The organism is Rudanella lutea DSM 19387 (assembly GCF_000383955.1).
GTDB lineage: Bacteria > Bacteroidota > Bacteroidia > Cytophagales > Spirosomataceae > Rudanella > Rudanella lutea.
Genome location: NZ_KB913013.1, coordinates 4,307,735 through 4,330,092, shown reverse-complemented (window position 1 = coordinate 4,330,092; position 22,358 = coordinate 4,307,735). Strand labels below are relative to the sequence as shown.

The window sequence follows — 22,358 nt, the reverse complement described above, 5'->3', positions numbered from 1 at the left end:
TATATCCGCATCGATACGATTTCAGCCTCCATGCCCCTCGTCTCTCTCCTGCTCGCTCTGGCTTTTACGGCCCCGCCCGATAGTCTGCCCAAACGGTTTAAACTCCTGCCCCTGCCGCTGGTTTATTACACCCCCGAAACCCGGCTGGCCTATGGTGTAGCCGCTACGGCCACGTTTCAGCTGGGTGCCCGGCCCCGCCCGGCCGACACCACTAACACCCTCTCCCGGCCCTCGCAGGTTACGTTTGGCGTGGCTTATACCCAAAATAAGCAGATGCTGTTCTACCTGCCGTTCAACCTTTTTTGGGCGCGCGATACCTACTACGCCAATGGCGAAGTGGGCTACTACCGCTACAATTACTTTTTCTTCGGACTGGGGCAGCAGGAAGTGAGGCAGGAGTTATACGGTGTAGACTTCCCCCGGATTCGGATCAATGCGTTTCGGCGAATCATCCCTCAACTGAAGGCTGGAAAGCTTTACGCCGGGCTACGCTATCAGTACGAAGATTACCGGGTCACGAGTGTGGAGCCGGGTGGCTTATTGGCAAGCGGAACAGTACCCGGTGGAACCGGAAGCCGACTGTCGGGGGGTGGGCTGGGCCTGTTTTACGACCGGCGGGATCAAATTTTCTTTCCCACCAAAGGGTTGGTGGCCGACCTCACGTACCTCAATCATCACCCGGTGCTGGGTAGCGGAGTACGGTTTACGCGGTACGGGTTCGACGTTTCGTCGTATCATTCGCTCCACCGGCACGCGGTACTGGCCCTCAACTACGCCCTGAGCGGCACCATAGGCACGGCTCCGTTTAATGCGCTCTCGCTGCTGGGCGGCACCAAACGGATGCGGGGTTATTACGAAGGCCGGTTTCGCGACGACAATCTGGCCCTGCTACAGGCCGAAATCCGGTTCGACCTCTACCGGCGGTTGGGGGCCGTTGTATTTGGATCCGTGGGGGTGCTGGGCGATACCCAACGCTGGCTCCGGCCCGACGACCCCAAGGGTGCCTACGGGGGTGGCCTGCGCTTCACGCTCAACCGACGCGACCACCTCAACCTCCGGCTCGACTACGGCATCGGCCGCCAATCGACCGGGTTTTACCTGACCATCGGCGAAGCGTTTTGAGAGTTCGAGACGACCAAACACCTCGTTTTGCCGTATATGTCTATAAACCAAACTCAGTACTGGACATTCGATGTTGGACGTTAGACTTCTCTACAGAATGGTAGTAGGTCTAACGTCTGGTATCTAAAGTCCGAATGTCCAGTACTGAATAAATTGAACACACAAACCTATACTCTGTGACGATTAGTGTAATCATACCCACCTTCAATGAAGCCGACAATATCCGTCCGTTGGTCGAGGCCGTACGCACGTATGGCGGTCAGGCCGTAGCCCAGATTCTGGTAATTGACGGCGGCAGTTCTGACCAGACCGTTGCGCTGGCTCAACAGGCAGGGGCTACGGTACGGCGCTCACCGGCAAGCGGGCGGGCCGCCCAAATGAATTACGGAGCAAGCATCGCAACGGGCGAGGTGCTGTATTTTGTGCATGCCGATGTGCAGCTCAACCCGGCCTTTGCCGCCGACATTACCGAGGCCGTGCGGGCAGGGTACGAGGCCGGTTGCTACCGGTTTCGGTTCAATTCCGACAAGCCCATGCTGCGGTTCAACAGCTACGGCACCCGGTTTGAGGGGCTCATGAGCCGCGGGGGCGACCAAACCCTGTTTATTACGCGGTCGCTTTTCGACCGGCTGGGGGGCTTCAACGAACGGTACGTAATCATGGAAGACTTCGACATTATTGTCCGTATCCGGCAGGTGGCCCGCTTCCGCATTATTCCCAAAGACGTGCTGGTGTCGGCCCGAAAGTACGAAACTAATAGCTGGTTGCGGGTGCAGTTGGCGAACCTAACGGCTTTTTCCATGTTCTTCCTGAAGGTATCGCCCCAACGCATTGCCCGCACCTACAAATTCATGTTGAACCACCGCTAACCAACCGTTTCGGTTTAGCAGGTGTCCCTTTTGCTCTCTTATGCCATCTATCCTCCTTGAACGTAGCGCCCCAAAGCCTTCTTTCACCCATAAACCCACCGATACGCTCATACCCGGCGCACGCCAGTCGGCCTTTGCGGGCAAAGTAGCCCTTATTACCGGCTCTGAATCGGGCATCGGGCGGGCTACCGCCTTTGCACTGGGCGAAGCCGGGGCTCGCCTGGTCATTAATGGCTTGTCGGACGAACGACTGGCTCAAACCGAGCGGCTCTTACAGGCCGAGGGGTATCCGGTTGTGAGTTGTGTGGCCGATGTGACCCGGTTCGATGCGTGTCAGCGGCTCGTCGACACAGCCATCGATGCCTACGGACAACTCGATATTCTGATTACCAACGCCAGTATTTCAATGCGGGCGTACTTTGCCGATATGCAGCCCGACGTGTTTCAACGCGTGCTCGACAGCAATGTGTACGGCACGGTGTACCCCCTCAAAGCGGCCCTGCCCTACCTGATTGAGTCGCGGGGTAGTGTCACCTTTATCTCGTCGATTTCGGCGCTCAACGGGATGCCGAGCGGATCAGCGTATTGCGCGGGTAAGGCCGCCGTCTCGAACCTGGCCCACACGCTCCGACTCGAGCTGGCGCATACGGGTCTGCATATCGGGGTGGTACATTTAGGTTTTACCAAAAACGATACGACTAAACGCGTGCTCGACGCCAACGGGCAGCCCGTGCCCATTGCGTACCGGTCTCCGCGCTGGCAAAAAACGCAGGAGCAGGTCGCCCAGGTGATTCTGAGTCATATCCAGCGCCGACGGCAGCGGACAGTGGTTTCGGGGCTCGGTAAACTTATCGCGTTTGTGCACACCTACCTCCCGCGCTTAGGCGACTGGATTGTCCGGCAGTCGATGCGTCGGTTGCGGCACTTTTACGAATAGGTGGGGTGGGGTGGGTTTATAGTTTTTGGTTTTTAGTTTATGGTTTTAGGTTGGTTTGCTCGAACCAAAAACTATAAACGACAAACTATAAACTATAAACAACAAACTATAAACCACAAACTTACTTCCGGGCGGTTTGGGCTTTGCTCAATACCCGGCTGAACAGAATCTCCCCTTTGTAGTCGATTGCCTGCACCAGAAACTGGTCGGCCTGTATCGAAAACGTCATGAACCCGTTGACACCCGCGTAGAATACGTTTTCGGGGGTTTTGTGGGGAAAGTTGCTCAGCTCCGAGCCTGCTCCCGACAGAAAATGGTGCGTGGGGCCGGCTGGTTTGTTGTATTGCAAGTCGTGGTCGTGTCCGCAGAGGTAGAGGTCTACCGCGTACCTGTTCAAAATAGGCTCAATCACCTTCCGAACGGGGCCCGTTACGGCGATTCGTTTGCCCGCCGTGTACACCGGATGATGCCCCACCACCACGCGCCAGCGCAGGTCGGGGTCGGTATCGCTCAGGGTTTGGCGTAACCATTGCAGTTGCGCCGTGGTATCCTGCTGACTCAGCGCCGGGGCTAAATCTTCATTTTTGTAGTAGCCCGGCTCCAGACCGTTGGTGTCGATACACACAAACAGGACTTTGCCGCCCCCCGGCAGCCTTTTCTTAAACGAATAATACCGGCCCGGCATCCGCCACCGCCGACTGATCCCCGAATAAGCCACCTGCGCATCGGGGTTGCCGCCGTAATCGTGATTGCCCAGCACCGGGTACCACGGTGCCTGAAGCCACGCGTAGGTGTACACCTGCTCGAAACTGCTTTGCCAAAGCGGGTCCTGCGTACTCATCACGCCACTGGGATAAAAATTGTCGCCGGTGGAAATAATAAAACTACCACTCAGGCCCGCCATAGCTCGTGCCATCTGAAGGGCCACATCACGTTGCCGGTACTCGCCCTGCCGACCCCAATCGCCCACTACGGCAAAATGTAGCGCTTTATCGAGCGTTTGCAGTCCCGGAATAACGCCTAACTGATAGCCCGCAGCCTGTTGGCTCGAATAGTCGGCCGGGCGCTGGGCAAACAGCAAGCCACACCAAAGCCCGCTAAGCAAGAAAAATGAGAGAAACCGCATGGTTGGATTAGAAGCTAATGGGCAAAATTACTAGCTGACAGCCGAACAAAGCCGCCGGGCCTGTTATCATTTTATGATCTAAAAAACGGTACGTTGCCCTCTCGTTACTAAGGCCACTAACCAGCCAGGTTTACTGCCTTACTTAACCGACAATTATTACCAAACAGAGTATATACAGGTCCGTTCTTCACAAAAAAATAACCCACCGAACCCGAGTTACAATCGTAATTTTTCCGGTTTCGGCACACGCATCTACTTAAGCAAAGACTGAAATTGATCCTGTAAAATGGGTAAACGATTGATAAACAGCCCTTTTTAGTTTTTAAAATTTCTCAAAAACTAAACCCACCGATGAGAGTCAGTAATCACCTGAATAACAGTCATTTATCAATCATATACACCTCCTCCCTTACGCACACCACAAAATATTTCAAGTCGAACAGGCCGCCTACCCTTACATAGTATTATTTTATCTTTAAATCGCTCAAAGTTTGAGTATCGAGTACCCCCTCGGGGCCAATTTTGCACTTTAAACGTAGTATCCCGTATGTCTAACTTGTATGGATTCTCTACTCCTCCATGGGCTTCATCCTGGAGAGTACCCCTCTGCGCGTTACTGGCTTTTCCTTTGCTCACTGCGCAGGGTGCCACTGTTCCGCCAGCACGCACAACCGTGCCCAACGGAGCCACCCGTCAGGTGGCCGACATCACGGTCACGGGCCGGGTAGTTGATGCCGCCACCAACGAACCCCTCGCCGGGTGTAGCGTATTGCTCAAAGGCACACAGCGCGGTACCACCACCGACGCCAATGGTAATTACAAGCTTGTTGTTCCCGAGGGCTCGGCCGTACTGGTGTTCGGGTTTATCGGGTTTGTATCGCAGGAAGTAACGGTCGGCAACCAGTCGACCATCAACGTATCGCTCAAGGCGTCGGCTTCGGAGCTGAATCAGGTGGTGGTTATCGGTTACGGTAGCGCCACTAAAAAGGATATGACGGGCGCCATTAAGTCGGTCAAAAGCACCGATTTTAACCGAGGTATCGTCAACTCACCTGAGCAGTTGCTGCAAGGCCGGGTAGCCGGTGTGAACGTAACCTCGGCGAGTGGTGAACCGGGCGGGCGGCAGAACATTACGGTTCGCGGGCCGGGTGGCGTACGCACGGGCAGTACGCCTTTGTTTGTGCTCGACGGAATTCCGCTCGACAACTCCAGCACGGGCGGAGCCGGTAACCCACTCAACTTCCTTAACCCGCAGGACATCGAGTCGATCGATGTGTTGAAAGATGCCTCGGCTACGGCTATTTACGGGGCCCGGGGTGCCAACGGCGTTATCCTGATTACGACCCGCAAAGGCAAGGCTGGCGCGGCCAACCTGACCCTGTCGTCGAACGTCGGAATCTCGAACATTGCCCGCCCGCTGCCGCTCTTCACAGCCGACGAGTTTCGGAAAGAAGTAGCGGCCATTGGTGGGGTTGTTGATGATCAGCGGGCGTCGACCGACTGGCAGCGCGAAATTACCCGGACAGCCATCACGCAGGACCACAACATCGCTTTTAGCGGAGGAGCCGAGCGCCTGTCGTACTACGGTTCGGTAGGGGTGCAGAATCAGGAAGGTATTCTGAAAGGCAGCGGCCTGAAACGCTACACGGGCCGGTTCAACGCGTCGCAGAAGTTTATGGAAGACCGGCTGGTGCTCGATGTAAACCTGACGGCTTCGCAAACAGTCAACGACCGTCCGTCGATCGACGGTCTGATTGGCGCGGCTCTGTCGGCTAACCCCACGTATCCGGCCTACGACCCCACAACTGGTCAGCCAGCGCGTTATCAGGCGTTTACCAACCCGCTCATCACGCTGCAACTCCAGAAAGACGCCACGACCATCAATCGGGTAGTGGCGAGTGTGTCGCCTTCGTACAAGATCACCAAAAACCTGACGTACAAGCTGAACCTTGGCGTGGACAACGCCAGCTCAACACGCGATTTGCAGTCGCTGGCGAGTGCCCTGCCCCAACAGGACGGCCGTCTGGAAAGTATCTACGGCAACAACCGCAACGTTCTGATTGAGAACTACTTCACGTACAACCGCAACTGGGCCAAGCATAGCCTTTCGGCCTTGTTGGGTCATTCGTACCAGCAGTTCGATATTCGGGGCCGCAACTGGAGCATCAACCGATTCCCAGTTTCGCCCATTGAGCCCGGCAACAACCCCGGCTTAGGGCAGGAACTGGCGCTGGCCACCAACCGGCCGGGCGGCTTTGCTATCCAGAACGAGCTGCAATCGTTTTTCGGACGTTTGAACTACCAGTTTAACGACCGGTACCTGTTTACGGCAACCGTACGGGCCGACGGATCGAGCAAGTTCGGGGCCAACAACAAGTACGGGGTGTTCCCGTCGTTCTCGGCAGGCTGGCGGATTTCGGAAGAAGAGTTCCTCAAGTCGGGGCCATTCTCCGACCTGAAACTGCGCCTGGGCTGGGGGCAAACGGGTAATCAGGAGATTCCGTCAAAGATTACGCAGGCGCTGTTTACCTCAAGCACGTCGGCCGCTACGAGCTATCCGCTCGACAACTCGACCAACTTCCCGGCCGGTACCACCTATACCCGACTCGCTAACCCCGACATTCAATGGGAGCTGTCGACCCAAACCGACGTCGGTCTTGATTTTGGCCTGTTCAACGGTGCCCTGACCGGTACGCTCGATTATTTCCGCAAGGTATCGGGCAAGATTCTGCTCGAAGTAATCCCGGCCGACCCCATTCAGCCCGCATCGACCTACTGGACCAACGTACCCGACATGACCATCACCAACCAGGGCGTTGAAATGGAACTGAACTACCGGTATGTGAGCCAAAGCGGTCTGCGCTTCGACATCGGCGGCAACATGACGTTTATCAAAAACCGGGTCGACAACTCGCCCTACACCGTGATTACCTCAGGGTCAGCATCGGGTCCGGGTCTGACGTCGGCCACGGTCAACGGCTACGTAAACGGGCAACCCATTGGTACGTTCTACCTGCGTGAATACCTCGGTATCGACGAGAAAGGCGTGAACCGTTTCCGGGATGTGGACGGCGACGGAATTGGCGGCACCGACAAAGATCGGATTGCGGCTGGTAGCGCCCTGCCTACGCGTCAGTTCAACATCAACGGCAGCGTAGCGTACAAAGGCTTTGATCTGGCGGCCAACTTCAACGGGGTGTCGGGCAACAAACTGTACGACAACACGGCGAACGCGTTCTTCTACCGGGCTCGTCTGGTGAAAGGTCTGAATGGCCCGGCTTCATCGGTAGGCGAGGCAAACGAGTCGATCAACAACGCGGCTCCTGTATCAACGCGCTTCCTGAAAGACGGGGCTTTCTTCCGGCTCAACAACGTAGCCTTGGGCTACAACCTCAGCCCTCGCAGCATCGGGCTCGACCGCTGGGTGTCGAACATTCGGCTGTCGGCTACAGGTCAGAACCTGTTCGTCATCACGAAATACGATGGCTTTGACCCTGAGGTTAATACCGACCGTACCGTCAACGGCATTGTGTCGTACGGTATCGATTACCTGAGCTACCCCCGCGCGCGGTCGTTTGTGTTTGGGCTCAACGTAACATTTTAGGCAGGAGATCCTTCCATTTAAGACGAAAATCGACCATGAAAAAGATACTCGTAAGCTCGCTCGCCTTGTGCGGCCTGCTCTTTTTGAATAGCTGTACCGACCTGACCGAAAAAGTACTGGACGAATCGTCGGTAACGGGCCTGACCGACAAGCAGGCTGCGGATGGTAACCTGGCTCCGGTGTACGCCCGTCTGCCCGATATTTTCCTGCACACCAACTACTTCAACCTGCAGGAGATTTCGACCGATGAGGCCATTCTGCCTTACCGGGGTGGCACCGACTGGGGCGACAATGGGATTTATCTGGCTATGCACCAGCATACCTCTACCAGCACTGACCCGAACATCCGCAACACCTGGCAGTTTCTGACCCAGGGCATTTCGCGGGCGCTCACGGCCATCAACACCCTGCCCACTATCAACGACCCAGCCGCCAAGGTCTACATTGCCGAAGCACGGGGGATGCGGGCCTACTACAACATGGTGTTGCTCGACCTGTTTGGGCTGGTTTTTGCCAAAGACGATGCACAGGGTATTTCGGAGATTCTACGGGGTGAGAAAGCCTTCGACTATGTTCGAACTGAGTTTCTGGCCGTTGAGCCCGACCTGCTGACCAACGTAGGCCCCGGCCGCCTGACCAAAGGGGCCGTGTGGGGTTTGCTGGCTCGGCTGCACCTGAATGCGGCCGTGTACCGCGATCGCTACGCTACCAACTTTACCTTCAAGCCCGAAGATATGGACAAGGTGGTGGAGTACTGCGACAAGATTATCAACTCAGGGCAGTACCAGCTGGCGCGGGATTACTTCTCGATTTTCAACTCCGACAACAACACGAACAAAGAGTTGATTTTCGCAGTGGATCAGCGGGCCGAACTCAACGGCCACAACCGTCTGGCGTATTTCTCGCTCTCGGGCGATCAGTTTCCGCTACCGGCTTTCCCGGCCGCTAACGGTACCGATGGCCCGGCCATTACGCCCGACTTTTACCGGACCTGGGTAGATACCTACGCTCCCCGCGACCCGGCAGCCGCCGACCCCCGCTTTTTCAAGCAAAACCTGAACATCCCCGCTGACTCGTGCGTGTCGGCCAACGATTTCAACATGAACCGGGGTATCCTGCGTGGACAGCAGTTTGGTCTGATTCGGGTCAACGGCGCGTTTGTACGTTGCGGCAACAACTACCGCGTGGGCCGCTTGTTCAACGTAACCCGCAACCGCCCAACCACCCCCGTGGTATTTACCGAGCGTGTGGACTTTACCGTGGCTGGTAGCGATTACAGCACCGGTTTCCGGGTGTTGAAATATGAATTCAGCAAGAAGTCTTCGTCGGGCCGGAACCTGGGCGATGCCGATATTTCGATTGTTCGTTTGGCGGATGTGTACCTGATGCGGGCCGAAGCCAAACTCCGCAAGAGCAACGATGCGGCCGGTGCCCTAGCCGATGTGAACCTGGTGCGGGCCGCTCGTACGGCAAGTACACCCCCGCCTGCTCTCACGTCGATGAACCTGGATTTGCTGTTCCGCGAGCGGGGCTTTGAGTTTTACTGGGAGATGCTGCGCCGGACTGACATGATCCGCTTCGGAAAATACGAAGGCACCTGGACCGAGAAATCAAACAACGACCGCCGGAAGCGTATTTTCCCGATTCCGCAAACGGCCATCGATGGTGCTTCGAACCTGCCCGGCTATCTGGTACAGAATGAGAGTTACTAAGAGGGTTTATCGTTTTTAGTTTCTGGTTTATAGCGAGGACGCTGCGGTTAGGTGGTAAGAACACCGGCACCGAACAACCACCCCCCTCCCCCCTCCTTGAACTAAGGAGGGGGAGGAAAGAACGTCAAATTTGACCAACAGAAGGGAAGTTTCAAGGCTCTTTGGTAGTCTGGTAAGGTTCCCCCCCCTGTTTTTCAGGAGGGGGTTAGGCCGGGCGGCTGGGGCAGGTGGTCAACAAAAAGGCCCGGTACGGCAAGCATCTGCTCCGTACCGGGCCTTTTTGTTGACCACCCCCTCCTTGAACTAAGGAGGGGGTGGAAAGAACGTCAAATTTGACCAACAGAAGGGAAGTTCTAAGGCTCTTTGGTAGTCTGGTAAGATTCCCCCTCCTGTTTTTCAGGAGGGGGCTAGGGGGTGGTAAAGCTCCGTACCGGGCCTTTTTTTAGTTAAATCGCTTTCTTACAACGCCGTGCTGGTAGCCAACTGGTGGCGAACCGTGCCTTCATCAACCGACACAATGTAGGCCCGGCCACCTTCACGCTCGATGGCCTCAGCCACCCGACGAGCCGTCGCTAATGGATCGCTATCCGCTCCGCCGAGCGAAACGTCGCCCGGCGCATACGCAAACATGCAGCCGCCCCCACCTGAACCGTTGATTTTGCCCCCCAGCGCACCGGCTGCCAAAGCGGCATCGAGCATCCGGTCGATTTTGGGTGTCGAAATTCGCTGGGCATCGCGCAGGTTGGCGTGGTGTTCGGTAAGCAGTTGACCCAGCCGCGCATGATCGAGCGGGATGCCCGTTTGCTCCGACGCCCGAATCAGACTCAATGCCTGCCGCAGAATATCACGGTTTGAGAGGGTGCCTTTCAGCAACATGTAATCGTCTTTGGGGAGCACATCTTTAAACTCGGTCACCTGGGTCAATTGGGTGGTATGCAGCGAGAAAGCCGGGTTCAACTCGGTCAGTTGTTTAGCAATCCGCAACATCCCGTACTTCACGCGGCCCAGTATCCCGATAGTATCTTTCGGCTCCTGTGAATCGCCCAATACAAAAGCACCCAGTGCCGGTTTGTAGGTTTCGAGCCGGATAGCCGGTTGCGATTCGAGGTAGATAACCCCACCCACGGCCGTTGCATAATGGTCCATCATACCGCCGGGTTCGCCAAACTCAAGCACCTCGGCCCGGTAGGCCAATTCGGCGAGTTGGCGGGCCGACAGCTCGCGTGGGTTGTCGGCGAGTTGGGTCAGCACGTTGAGCCACGAAATCAACAGGGCCGACGAACTCGACGTACCCGCGTTGATCGGAATTCGGCCGCGTACCTCGCCCGCCAGACCATGCCCAAACTGAAATCCCTCGCGCAGCAGCACGTTGATGGCACTCCGGAAATAGTCCCGGTCATGCTGATACGGCAAAGGAAGTTCGGAAAGGCTAAACACTTCCTGACTGCCAATATCAGGCAGTTCGAGGTGAACCGTGGGTTGGTTGATTCGCTCGGCATTGATTTGAATCCGGCAGGAAATGGCTGCGGCAATCACAGGAAGCCCCAGATAGTCCTGATGTTCGCCAAAAAGGCAAATACGGCCGGGGGTCGAAACAGAAATAGCTTGGTTATGTATCATACCTGCAAGGTATTTGGCAGCTTCACTACCAGATGGTTTACGTAGTTTTTGGTTTTTAGTTTCTGGCCTGAGTACTGAACAACCTATACAATCAAGCGATTGACGTAGCCAACCGATGTCAACTGAACGCGGATAACGCCGATTTAACGAATTCACGCCGATGAGTAGATCCGTGAAAACCGGCTTAACCTATTTCATCCGCGGGCCAATTCTTTGTATTGCAGTAAGTACCCATACCGAAAACTCAGTCCCGAATTCGCTTTTCAAAAGAGTAGATAGACGAGACAATTTACTGTCGGGCTCGTGCGGAGCTAGCCCCCCGCGCCATTACGGTAAGGCCGCCCAATCGATAGCCGGAGCCACTGACCGGGCGGGGCGGGTAAAATCGGAGCGCAACGGGGTGTATCGATCAAAGAAACCACAGTTCCGCAGGAAAAACCGCCCCGACGCGCTCAAACCACCGGCATAGTCCATCCGAAACGATTTGCGGGCCGTGTTGTCGCCGGTAAATTGAACCTGGTTCAGCTCAATCCATTGGCCCTCCCGGGTGCGCGCCCAGGCATTGCCAAACTCGGCTTCGCGCTGCACGTTGCCCGTATTGGGCACAAAATTCTCCAGAAACGAATAGAGCGATTTGAGGTACGTGTTAGTTTGAGGCCGCCGGAAGCTCGCAATCAGCTGCCAACTGCCTACCCCTACCGGCCGGAAATACGCTGTGTACGTGGTGTAGCCATCCGTACCGGGCTGGCCGCGCAGCAAAAACGCATAGGTTTGACCCGCCTGCCAGTTGTACCGCAGAAAACTCTGCCCCCCCGACCCCTCGTTGCCAAACTCGTTGGTGACTACGTCCGGCCCTTTGCGGTCAAGTCGGATTTTCTGATTTTCGGGAATCTGCTTCGGGTCGTCGGTCTGAAACGGGCTCCAGACCGAAAACAGAATCCGGCGCTCCGTGGCTGAGTTCACCTGCATTCCGAAGTAGCCTTCGCCAAAGCCATTGGCCATGTAATACGAGCCAATAACGTCGTTCCCTGTAGGCACGGTGATTTCGTTGTAAAACCACTCCACCGGTTGCTCAGCCGGTACAGGATAGCGCAAGTGTACCGATGGCCCCCGCCGACCCCAGTAATAAAAGTTACCTTCGTTATTGCGCACAAAGGCCGTTTGTCCATCCACCACTTCCCCGCCTATGCCCAAATGGGTCACCTCGGCGTAGGTAGCGCCCGTTTTGCGCACGCCCTGCAAGCTAATTTTCACATAACCGCCGGGCGAGTCCACGCCAGGCGTGGATAACGTTTCGATACGCCATTCGCCCAGCCGGTGCTCGGCAAGGGCACTTCCGGCTATATCAAATTCTTTCGACTGCCCTCCAACTGTGACCCGAATCCGGCTTTTGCCGGTTGGCACGCGGAGCCGGGCCGAGAGGGTTAGCTGGCCGGTTTTTCCGAACCGGACGTAGGTGTCTACCACCGCGCCCGCACTCGACCAATTGGCCAGTCCCTCGGCCGTAAGGGTTTCGGGCAGATTCTCCCCACCCGTAATCCAGCTATTGCCCCCAAGGGGCACGCGTACAGCCAGGGTGTCGGCGGGCGCGGTCGGTAGGGCTTCCGGTGCTTTCGACAGGGTACAGGTGGTGGTCAGCAACAAACTAACGAGACAGGCCCAGAGCAACCGGGCAGACGGAATATGCATTTGACTCATGGGAATGGGTTGGTAAAACAACCGCTCTAAGCTACGGTTTCCGGCGAAAAAAAGACCACCCATCCAGGTGGACGAGTGGTCTCCGGTGTAAAACATCAGGTTACAGGGGATTTTGCTTTAAGTTTTTGTTCAGCACCAGCTCCGATTCGGGTACCAGATGCACCACCTGCTTATCGTCGGGGGGCACGGTTTGCTGGCCAGTGGCCGTATTGTGGTAACCGGGATAGTTGCGAACCAGGCTCCGGTTATTACGGAACAGGTCGTACGGGCGATGACCTTCAAACGCCAGCTCGACCCGGCGCTCCTGCAACACCACATCCAGCACGGAGGGCAAGCCCTTCAGGTCGGTGGGTGCGTAGAGATCGGTGCCACTCAGGCCCGCCCGACGGCGAATCAGGTTTACGTCGTCAATTGCCTTGGCCGATTCGCCCAGTTTGGCGTAAGCCTCGGCCCGATTCAGGTATAGTTCGGCAAGCCGCAACACAACCGGTGAGCTGAGCGTGGGCAGGCCCGCCTGATTGGAGAATTTCGTCACGTACACCTTATCAATGCCGTTGCGTTTCTCCTGCGCGCCCTGAGCTGTCAGCTTCCGTACCAGATACGACCGGCGCTGGTCGTTGGGATACTTGTTGACGAGATCCTGGAAGGCCTGCGATGCGTACACTTCGCCCCAGCCCACCCCGCCGGGTGAGGTGTAGTACATCGAACCGATGGAACTCCAGGTGCGGTCGTCTTTGAGCGTATGCTTGATGGCAAAAATGATCTCTTTGTTTTGCTCGTTTTCCACCGCATAAAAGTCGGGTACCTGCGTCGGCGTGGCCAGCGCAAAGCGGCCCTCGGCAATCACCAGATCGGCGTATTTGATGGCGTTGGCGTTGTCGTTCATGTACAGGTACACGCGCGAGAGCAGCGCATTGGCCGCTGCCGGACTCGCGTAGCTGTTGGTCCGGTTCACCGTCATGAGCCGGGCGGCTTTCTGCAATTCGCTCACTACAAACGCATACACTTCTTTTACGGTGGCACGGCTGGCGTTATCGTCGGCTCTGGTATCGGTTTTGATGATAATGCCGAGATTGGTTTCGGGGCTTTGGGTATAGGGCCGACCAAACAGGCGTACCAGGTCAAAATGCACCATAGCCCGCAGAAACAGGTTTTCGCCCAGAATCTGATCCAGCTCTTTCGAGCTTCCTTCTTTAATCGCTCCAATCACTTTGTTACACCCCACAATAGCCTGATACCCTTTGCGGTAAATCTGGAGCGCGTTGCCCTGATCGGAGGTTCGGCGGTAGGTATATGTCAGAAACAGAGGGTCGGTTGTTGTACCGCTCAGCGTGACATTGTCGCCGGGATACTCATTCATGATATACAGGTTCCGGGTGTAATCCGAATCCTTGATAAACATATAATTACCATCGGTTGCCGCCCGCAGGCCCTGCGCGTTCTGCAGCACGGCATCTTCGGGCAGACCGTTGTACGGTTTTTTGTCGATGCTACAGGCACTCATCATTACGACCAGTCCTAGCCCTGCCAACCGGGAAAATAAAGCGTTCATACGGGATAGTGGTTAAAAGTTGAGTTGAACACCAAAAACAAATTTCTTGCTGAAGGGGTACTTCGTTCCGACTTCGCCCGTCTCGGTCACGTCGGGGTCGATCCCCGAAAATTTGGTGACCGTAAACAGGTTGTCGGCTGAGGCCGTCAGGCGTACCCCTTCGAGCCGGGCCCTGCGTAGCCAGGTTTTGGGCACGTCGTAGTTAAGGCTGATGTTCCGCAGGCGGAGGTAGTTGCCGCTTTCGAGGAAGCGCGACGAGGGGCGCTGAGCATTTTTGTTGCCTCCAATCACGTATTTTGGGTGCGTAGCCACATCGCCCGGCTTTTCCCAACGGCTCCAGCCCGGCTGCAAGGCCATCAGGCTGTAACGGTCGTAGGCTCCGTCGTTGTCGAACAGGTTGCGGTCGCCGTTGTAGATCGTTACCCCGGCTGCGTAGGTGAAGAAAGCGTTCAGTTCAAAGTTGTTCCAGCTCAACACCTGACGTACCCCACCAAACAGTTTCGGATTGGCGTTGGAGCCGATAAACTGAAGCGTGGCCTCGTTGTAATTGTTGGTAGTCGCCACCGATCCGTCGGCATTGACTTTCTCCCAGAGAGGGTCGCCCGTGGGGGCATCGACGCCCGCCCACCGGCGCATATACCAGCTGTTGAGCGGCTTATCGAGCGCAAACGGACGTTGCCCGTTGGCCACCAATGTGCGGTCGCCGTACAGTTTGATGAGCCGGTTCCGGTTCAGGCCTGCGTTGAGTTCGGTGCGCCATTTGAGGGCCGTTTTCTGGAGAATATCCGCCGACAGTACCACTTCGAGACCCTGGTTACGTACCGCCCCGATGTTTTCAGTGATAAATGCATACCCACTTGTACCCTGCAAAGGCCGGTTGAACAGCAGATTGTTGGTAAGCCGGTTATACAGATCAACCGTTACCGAGAGCCGGTTCCAGAGGGTAGCATCGACCCCAACGTTGGCGTTGTTCGAGACTTCCCACGAGAGGTTTGGATTCTCGATCCGGGTAGGGAAGGCCGAGGGCACACCCGCGTACTGCCCTGTCAGGTTATACAGACCCTGTGCTGCGTAGTCATTGATTCCATCGGCATTACCTGTGGTTCCGTAGCTAAGCCGGAATTTGAGGTTGTTGAGCGTGGCATTGCTACTCAGGAAGGCTTCGTTCGAGGCAATCCAGGTAAGACCCACGGCGTAAAAGTTACCGAAGCGCCGGTTACGCCCGAACTTCGACGATCCATCGCGCCGGAACGAGGTCGTTACCAGATACTTCTCATTGTAGCCGTAATTGGCTTGCAACAGGTACGACGTAAACGCATTCTCGGTCTTGGTGCCGTTGATACTTTCGGGTTGCGAGGTCGCATCCAGAATATTCAGGCCGGAGAAAATACCCTTCCCCGTAGCCCCCAGCGATTCAAAGTAGTACCGCTGAAACTCATAGCCCGCCAAACCGTCGATACTATGTCCACCGGCAAAACTCTGCTTGAACTTAAACAGGTTGGAGGTCAGCAGGTTGTAATCGCGGCTGCTGTAGTCCGAGAGCCGGCCGAGTACGTCGGCAGCCGCGTTGCCGCGCAAATCCTGGCTGCTCTCGCTGCCATAGTAGCTGGTTTGTGCGCGGTTGGTGGTCGAAAATGAGAGCCACGGCAGCAGGTCATATTCGGCCTTGAACAGTACATCGCCCGCAAAGGTGTTCTCCCGAAACGTGTTGAACTGCCTGTTGTAGATAAAGTTGGCGTTGTCGCGGCCGTACCACCGTTTCGCGCCGGTTACGGGGTTATACGGCTTCCCGTCGAGGTAGGGGCTATCGTAGGGCAGGTAGGTGTATGCTGCGTAGAGAGCCCCGTTGCTATCGTCGTAACCACGTGTGTACAGGCCTGAGGTGTTAATGCTCACCCGAAATTTATCGCTCACGTTGTGGCTGAAATTGAGCCGCCCCCCAAACCGGTCGAGGCCGGTCCCTTTCAAAATCCCCTGCTCCTGATAGTAGTTGCCACTCATGAAAAAGCGGGTCTTTTCGTTTCCACCCGACGCGCTCAACTCAGCCAGCGTGTTGGTAGCGGGCCGAAACGCCAGATCGAACCAGTTGGTGTTGGCATTGGCTTCGGGCGTGGGCAGATAATCGTTGACATTGGCCGTGGGCCGGTCGCGCTGAAATACCCCTTTTTGCAGGGCGTACAGGTCTGTACCATTGAGCAGGCCAAAATTCCCCAGGCTCAGATAACCCATTCCTTTGTTGAGCCGGGCCGACAGTCGGGTTTTACCGGCGGCTCCCCGGCGGGTAGTTACGACAATGACGCCGTTGGATGCCCGCGCTCCGTACAAGGCCGTCGATGCGGCATCTTTCAGCACCGTAATGGTTTCGATATCGCTTGGGTTCGGAATCCCCCCGATCACCCCATCCACCACATACAGCGGATTTGAACTCGCCGTGAGTGTGCCAATACCCCGCACCAGCACTTTCGGAGGGGTGCGGGGGTCGCCCGAACTGTTGCCGATAAACACCCCGGCCGCTTTGCCCTGAAGCAGTTGCCCTACATTGTTGGCGGTTACGTCTTTCAGGTCCTTGGCCGTAACCGACTGAGCCGCCCCGGTCAGGTTTTTCTGGGTAGTTGAGGTGTATCCCAACACGACCACCTCGTCCAAGGTAGCCGTCGACCGGTTCAGCGAAATCTCCACCGAGGTGCGCCCGTCGACGGCGACCGTCGTACCCTGAAACCCAATCGAACTGATTTCGAGCACATCGGAAGGCTGCACCCGGATCGAAAACGAACCTTCGGCGTTGGTGGTGGTGCCGGTGGTGGTGCCCCGTACCACAACCGTTGCCCCCGGCAGGGGCTGACCGGCATCGTCGCGCACGGTTCCGCTCAGGCTGAGCGATTGCCCGTAGGCTGTCAGGGTCATCACAACCAACGACAGTACGAGCAGGCAGGCATACATTTTTTTCATATTGGATAGGTTGAAACGTGGACAGAAGCGAAAAACGCGCACATCAATACACTTCGTTGAGGCCGAAAATGGGCTTATTGGTTTTCCATTTACCCCGCGTAAAGTCGGGAATCTCGACCGGCTTGCTGCCTTTGGCAATACTCTCTTCCGACAGCGGGCTGATGGCACTCCAGGCGGCCGCGTCGTACACGTCGATGGGGGGCGCTACCTGATTTTTGATGGCCTCAATGAATCCACGCAGCACAAAGAAGTCGATACCGCCGTGGCCCGCATTCTGGGCGGTTTGAGCGTGCTGTTTCCAGAGTGGGTGGTCGTATTTTTCGCCGTATGGCCCAAACGGCTCCCATTGGTGCGGTTTAGGACTTATACCTTCCAGATAGATGGTGTCGCCATCGTCCATCCAGATTCCTTTAGTACCCTGCGCCCGGAACCCAAGTGAGTACGGCCGGGGCGAGTTGGTATCGTGAATAATCACGATGTTTTCACCGTTGGCACATTCTACCATCGTCGTCACCACATCACCCAGCTTGAAGTTGACCTTGGCGTTGGGATGGTTGGGGCCGCCCTTGTCGACCACGTATTGGTGCAGCCCCCGGCTTTTGGTGGCCATGGAGGTAAGCCGCACAAACTGATTGCCCCGGTTAATGTTGAGCCAATGCGCCACCGGTCCGAGGCCGTGAGTCGGGTACAGATCGCCGTTACGATCTACGGAATGCTGGGTGCGCCAGCTCGCTTCTGAGTAGGCGTTTTTGCCAAACTCAGCCCCTACGCCATGTCCTTTGCCATCGTTGAACTTAATGTTGCGCAGATCATGCTCGTAACCACAGTGGGTATACGTCATTTCGCCAAACATACCCTGACGCACCATATTCAGAATCGCCATTACATCGCGCCGGTAGCATACGTTTTCGAGCAACATGCAGTGCGAGCCCGTTTTTTCGTAGGTATTCACCAGATCCCACGATTCTTTGAGCGTTACGGTGGCCGATACTTCCAGCCCGGCATACTTACCTGCTTTCATGGTGGCCACGGCCATCGGCGTATGCCACTCCCAGGGTGTTGAAATCACCACCCCGTCGATGTCGTCGCGCTTGAGCATGTCCAGGTACGCTTCATCGCCTTTCGTGTAAGCCACGGGGGCCTTCCGACCCGCCTTTTCGATCATAGCGTTGGAGCGGGCAATTGCGTCGGGCGAGATGTCGCAGAGTGCCGTAATCTCTACATCGGGCCGGTACAGCGCCTGTTGCAGGTGGCTACGACCGCGTAAACCGACCCCGATAAAGCCGAGCCGAACTTTCGACAGGGCCGCGGGTTGTGCCTGGGCTGAGGCCGCCCCGGTCAGGGCGGGTAAAAACGGTACGGCGGCCGTACTGAGGGCGGCCGTACGCAAAAAAGAACGCCGGGAGGTTGTCATGTCTGGTGATGATTGAAGGGAAAACCGCACGCCCTGTTTGGGTCGTGGGGCGGCTAAAACTTTTTGAAAATTACTCCCCTCAATTGTCTCCTAAAAGGTCACATTCGGCCCAAAACTGTTTAATTTAACCCGTAGTACCTGTGCAAACGTTTGCTCTACGGTGTGCAATCGTTTGCTCAAAACAGGAGATTTTTTTGCGTTTGGGCACCCAAAACGTATTTTGTATACGTGGACCAGCCGTTCGATGAAAGAAACAATCACAATTAAGGAGATTGCCCGTCGGTTACACATCTCTCCGTCAACGGTTTCGCGGGCGTTGCAAAACAACCCCCGGATCAGCCCGGCCACCCGCGAGGCTGTGCATCGGCTGGCGGGTCAGCTCAAGTATTTTCCGAGCACCACGGCCCGTAACCTGCGCCGGGGCAAAACCGGGGTGTTTGCCATGGTGCTCCCCGAAATCCGGGAGAATTTCTTTTCGGAAGTCGTCAACGGCGTAGAAGAGCTGGCCTTTGGACATCAGTACACCGTGGCCCTGTACCAGTCGCACGACCTGTTTGAGCGTGAACGGCAGATTTTGTCGGTCCTGGCGGCCAACCAGGTCGATGGGGTGATGCTGTCGGTGGCCAAGGAGTCGCAGCAGTTCGACCATATCCAGAATCTGCTCGACCGCCGGATTCCGGTGGTCCTCTTCGACCGAATTCCGCCCCGGATCGAGACCCATCAGGTAGGCTGTGACATGGAAAAAGGGGCCTACGAAGCTACCAAGTGGCTGGCAAGCCGGGGGTTTCGGCGAATTGCCCTGATCAACGGACCGCACCCCCTGGTAGCCAGCGAAGACCGCTACCGGGGCTATGTACGGGCCTTGCTGGAAGAAAACCTGCCGGTAGAAAACGCCCTGATCAAGCGCGTCGACCTGACACCCGACGATACGGCCCGGCAAATGGCGCAGTTGCTCAGCACCCCGCACCGGCCCGACGCGGTGCTGGCGTTCAACGATTATGTAGCCCTCGACGCCATGCAGGTTTGCCGCAAGCAGGGCCTTCAGATCAACGCCGACATCTCGTTTGTCAGTTTTGCCAACCTCCCGCTCACAGCCTACATGGATCATTCGCCCCTGGCGTCGGTAGAGCAACACCCGTACCAGATTGGCCGCAAGGCCGTCGAGATTCTGCTGTCGGTCACCGAGTCAGGCACCCACGAGCCGGGCCCCGCTTTCCAGCGCGTTATGCTCGAACCCGACTTGGTGGTGCGGATTTGCTGATACCTACCGTACCGTAAAACTAACAGCCGTACAACCCTCTCCCCCGCTGTTGGTGATACAGATTGGGCCATTGGCGGCATCTGTAGGGACAGTAACCGACAGAGACGCTGGCGTGGTAGGCAACACCCGGAAAGTAGCCGCCGACGACCGACCATTGGTAAAGCGCACTTCGCGCGTGGTACTCAAATTGGCACCCGTAATAATCACTTCAGCCCCAACGGCAGCCGCTGTAACCGACAAGGCGAGGTTGGCCGGGGGCGGAATAAGCGTGAAGTTCTGGGTTGAACAACCTGTGCCCCCATCGTTTATCAGACAGATCGGTCCGGTCTGCGCATCGGGCGGTACAGTAACCACCAGTGTTTGCCCAACCATCCGAAACGGTGCGGCCGACGACCGGCCATTGTTGAACCGTACCTCCCGCACGCTCTGAAGGCTGGCGGCCGTAATGGTAATACTGCCCCCCACGCTGCTGCTGGTGGGCGCAAAGGTGAAATTGGTGATGGGCGCAATCACAAAGAAGGAACCTACCGAACAGACCGTACCGGCATCGTTGGTGACGCAAATGGCGCCGTCGGTGGCATCAGCAGGTACGGTGACAATCAACGACTGCCCCGACACCCGGAACCGGGCTGCCGACGACCGTCCGTTGCCAAACCGCACCTCCGTGGCATCGGTCAGGTTGGAGCCCGTAACCGTGATGTCGGTACCCGGCCGGGCACGGTCGGGACCAAACGCAATACCAGCCGGCGCCCGCAAAGCCGTAAAGGAGGTGGTGAGCGTTTCTCCCGCTTCGTTGACCACCCGGATGGGGCCGGTTTGGGCGTCGTTGGATACCCTCACCCAGAGTTCGCTATCGGTGTTGCGGCCGTCTGACGGAGCCGCCCCCTGGCTACCCGTAAAAAACACCTGTGCATTGAGTAGGTGAGCCCCGGTCAGAACTACCCGGCTCCCCACAATAGCCTTCTGGGTAAAGGTTGATATAACAGGGCGAAGTACCACCGTAAGCGAGCGGCTGCTGGTGGCTGTACCAGCCCGGTTGGTCAGCATAATGGGACCGGTAGTCGCGTCGGCCGGCACCGCAAATTTCACTTCCGACCCTTCGATTCGGCTTGTGATAGGGGCCGGCCGTCCGTTTACGGTTGCGCCCGTAATCCGAAACAAACTCTGTCCGTTCACCACAATCTCGCGCCCCCGAATAGCGCGGGTGGGCGAAAACGTCAGGTCGGCCGGAGCGTTGTAGTACAGAAATGGCTGCGTACTGGTGATACTGCCTCCGAGGTTTGTCAGGGCCAGAAACACGTTGCCTGCCTGCTGGCGTTCGGGCAGAATCACCTCCAGTTGCGTATCGTTGAGCGCCCGAAAGGTTGCGGGTGTGCCCCCCAACGTAACCGACGAAACATCGCGCAGGTTGCGGCCGGTTATCAGCAGCCGATCGCCCCGGACGCCCTCGGTGATGCTAAAGCCACCGGGGTCGATGGTGGGGACTAACGCCAGAAGCAAGGTATCGGCCGAAACAGCCGTGAGCTGATCGTAGAGGGTTACGGCAATACGGCCCGAAGTTGCATTGGCCGGTACAGTAAACCGGAGTTCAGTATCGGTATTACGGGTGAGGGGCATTCGGAGGCCGTTGAGCAGCACAACGCCATCGAGCAGGTTACGTCCCTGCACACTTACCTCCTCCGAAAGCCGGGGGCGCCGGGGAGCAAACGACGTGATTTGTGGAACACCCGCCACCAGAAACGGCCGGGATACCCTACCGCCTATGGTTTCTACTTCGAGTTGTTGCGGCCCGCGCGTCACCCCGGCTGGCACCGTCACGGTGATCGACTGCGGAGTCCCGTTTTCAACCGAATTGACGCCGTTTACGCCGAAGCCCACCCAGCGTAACTGATCCAGATAATCGCCCTGAATCACGATCCGCTCTCCGGGCAACGCGTTGGTTGGGGTAATGGAGGTAATCACGGGCATGGGCTGATTGACGGTGAAAGCCACCGGATCTGTAACGCCCTGCTCGTTGGTGACCCGTATCTGCGTGGCGCCGATGGGCATTCGTGGCACCGTTACTTTGATAACCTGATCGTTGGCGTCGCTTACCTGCGCCTGTACAAACGTTCCTTCTCGGCCAAAGTGTACGGTTGGTTCATCGCCAAACTGGTAACCGGTCAGCGTGATCTCCTGCCCGATTGGTGAGGTGGATGGCAGCGCCTGCGTTAGTTCGGGCGGATATTTCTGTACCCGGCACCCACTCAGGGCACCCATCAGTACAAGGCCCATCCAAACCAGCCTATACCAATAGCCCATTGGTTTCGGTGCAGCCCTTTTCTTCAAATCTAAAAACGTATACGTATTTACTAAAGAAGAGTATATAAGTCGATACATCAACCAGAGACGGTAAACGAATCCTCCCAACCCACTACTCTCGCTATTCATCTGCATTGTGCCAACGGTATCGTATATCCAACGCAAAAGTAGGCAAAAGGCGGTGGATTGGCGG

The 22,358-nt window shown here is 56.7% G+C and carries 13 protein-coding genes; 6 read left to right on the top strand and 7 right to left on the bottom strand.

What is annotated here, in order from left to right:
- The first annotated feature begins 30 nt into the window (after nt 1–30).
- The 3 genes from RUDLU_RS0117965 (at nt 31) to RUDLU_RS0117955 (ending at nt 2,928) form a co-directional block, all read left to right on the top strand.
- Nucleotides 31–1,122 (top strand): BamA/TamA family outer membrane protein, encoded by a 1,092-nt coding sequence (locus tag RUDLU_RS0117965; RefSeq protein WP_019989799.1) that lies wholly within the window; start codon nt 31–33, stop codon nt 1,120–1,122.
- A 176-nt stretch (nt 1,123–1,298) separates the two neighbouring features.
- Entirely contained in the window at nt 1,299–1,991 is a 693-nt protein-coding gene (locus tag RUDLU_RS0117960; RefSeq protein WP_019989798.1) for a TIGR04283 family arsenosugar biosynthesis glycosyltransferase, read from the top strand.
- Between the two features lie 40 nt (nt 1,992–2,031).
- Entirely contained in the window at nt 2,032–2,928 is an 897-nt protein-coding gene (locus tag RUDLU_RS0117955; protein ID WP_019989797.1) for an SDR family oxidoreductase, read from the top strand.
- Nucleotides 2,929–3,049: 121 nt separating this feature from the next.
- Here the strand turns inward: RUDLU_RS0117955 and RUDLU_RS0117950 are convergent, their stop codons facing one another.
- Complete coding sequence (locus RUDLU_RS0117950; RefSeq protein WP_019989796.1) at nt 3,050–4,054, bottom strand: metallophosphoesterase; 1,005 nt, start codon at nt 4,052–4,054, stop codon at nt 3,050–3,052.
- A gap of 628 nt (nt 4,055–4,682) precedes the next feature.
- Between RUDLU_RS0117950 and RUDLU_RS0117945 the strand changes: the two genes are divergently transcribed.
- Nucleotides 4,683–7,658, top strand: a complete 2,976-nt coding sequence (locus tag RUDLU_RS0117945; RefSeq protein ID WP_019989795.1) for a SusC/RagA family TonB-linked outer membrane protein — start codon at nt 4,683–4,685, stop codon at nt 7,656–7,658.
- A gap of 35 nt (nt 7,659–7,693) precedes the next feature.
- Nucleotides 7,694–9,370: a RagB/SusD family nutrient uptake outer membrane protein gene (locus tag RUDLU_RS0117940; protein WP_019989794.1), complete on the top strand. Its 1,677-nt coding sequence runs from the start codon at nt 7,694–7,696 to the stop codon at nt 9,368–9,370.
- A 459-nt stretch (nt 9,371–9,829) separates the two neighbouring features.
- Here the strand turns inward: RUDLU_RS0117940 and RUDLU_RS0117935 are convergent, their stop codons facing one another.
- The 5 genes from RUDLU_RS0117935 to RUDLU_RS0117915 all read right to left on the bottom strand — a co-directional run bounded on the left by RUDLU_RS0117935 (nt 9,830) and on the right by RUDLU_RS0117915 (nt 18,603).
- A complete protein-coding gene (locus RUDLU_RS0117935) occupies nt 9,830–10,990 on the bottom strand; it encodes a mevalonate kinase family protein (RefSeq protein ID WP_019989793.1) in 1,161 nt (386 codons plus the stop codon).
- A gap of 327 nt (nt 10,991–11,317) precedes the next feature.
- Nucleotides 11,318–12,688 (bottom strand): DUF3472 domain-containing protein, encoded by a 1,371-nt coding sequence (locus RUDLU_RS0117930; protein ID WP_245581686.1) that lies wholly within the window; start codon nt 12,686–12,688, stop codon nt 11,318–11,320.
- 100 nt (nt 12,689–12,788) lie between these two features.
- Entirely contained in the window at nt 12,789–14,240 is a 1,452-nt protein-coding gene (locus RUDLU_RS0117925) for a RagB/SusD family nutrient uptake outer membrane protein (RefSeq protein ID WP_019989791.1), read from the bottom strand.
- Between the two features lie 12 nt (nt 14,241–14,252).
- Entirely contained in the window at nt 14,253–17,189 is a 2,937-nt protein-coding gene (locus RUDLU_RS0117920) for a SusC/RagA family TonB-linked outer membrane protein (RefSeq protein ID WP_019989790.1), read from the bottom strand.
- Between the two features lie 43 nt (nt 17,190–17,232).
- Nucleotides 17,233–18,603: a Gfo/Idh/MocA family protein gene (locus tag RUDLU_RS0117915; RefSeq protein ID WP_019989789.1), complete on the bottom strand. Its 1,371-nt coding sequence runs from the start codon at nt 18,601–18,603 to the stop codon at nt 17,233–17,235.
- A 244-nt stretch (nt 18,604–18,847) separates the two neighbouring features.
- On the opposite strand from RUDLU_RS0117915, the gene RUDLU_RS0117910 reads away from it, so the two are divergent.
- The gene (locus tag RUDLU_RS0117910; RefSeq protein WP_027303180.1) at nt 18,848–19,864 is read left to right on the top strand and encodes a LacI family DNA-binding transcriptional regulator; all 1,017 of its coding nucleotides are present in this window, start codon (nt 18,848–18,850) and stop codon (nt 19,862–19,864) included.
- A gap of 3 nt (nt 19,865–19,867) precedes the next feature.
- On the opposite strand, the gene RUDLU_RS27705 is transcribed toward RUDLU_RS0117910, so the two are convergent.
- Nucleotides 19,868–22,165, bottom strand: a complete 2,298-nt coding sequence (locus RUDLU_RS27705) for an IPT/TIG domain-containing protein (RefSeq protein ID WP_169578051.1) — start codon at nt 22,163–22,165, stop codon at nt 19,868–19,870.
- Between the last annotated feature and the right edge of the window lie 193 nt (nt 22,166–22,358).

Coding starts and splice junctions, on each gene's coding strand:
- RUDLU_RS0117910 (WP_027303180.1), top strand. CDS start 18,848: ATGAAAGAAACAATCACAATTAAGGAGATTGCCCGTCGGTTACACATC.
- RUDLU_RS0117930 (WP_245581686.1), bottom strand. CDS start 12,688: ATGAGTCAAATGCATATTCCGTCTGCCCGGTTGCTCTGGGCCTGTCTC.
- RUDLU_RS0117935 (WP_019989793.1), bottom strand. CDS start 10,990: ATGATACATAACCAAGCTATTTCTGTTTCGACCCCCGGCCGTATTTGC.
- RUDLU_RS0117950 (WP_019989796.1), bottom strand. CDS start 4,054: ATGCGGTTTCTCTCATTTTTCTTGCTTAGCGGGCTTTGGTGTGGCTTG.
- RUDLU_RS0117920 (WP_019989790.1), bottom strand. CDS start 17,189: ATGAAAAAAATGTATGCCTGCCTGCTCGTACTGTCGTTGGTTGTGATG.
- RUDLU_RS0117925 (WP_019989791.1), bottom strand. CDS start 14,240: ATGAACGCTTTATTTTCCCGGTTGGCAGGGCTAGGACTGGTCGTAATG.
- RUDLU_RS0117955 (WP_019989797.1), top strand. CDS start 2,032: ATGCCATCTATCCTCCTTGAACGTAGCGCCCCAAAGCCTTCTTTCACC.
- RUDLU_RS0117940 (WP_019989794.1), top strand. CDS start 7,694: ATGAAAAAGATACTCGTAAGCTCGCTCGCCTTGTGCGGCCTGCTCTTT.
- RUDLU_RS0117915 (WP_019989789.1), bottom strand. CDS start 18,603: ATGACAACCTCCCGGCGTTCTTTTTTGCGTACGGCCGCCCTCAGTACG.
- RUDLU_RS27705 (WP_169578051.1), bottom strand. CDS start 22,165: ATGGGCTATTGGTATAGGCTGGTTTGGATGGGCCTTGTACTGATGGGT.
- RUDLU_RS0117965 (WP_019989799.1), top strand. CDS start 31: ATGCCCCTCGTCTCTCTCCTGCTCGCTCTGGCTTTTACGGCCCCGCCC.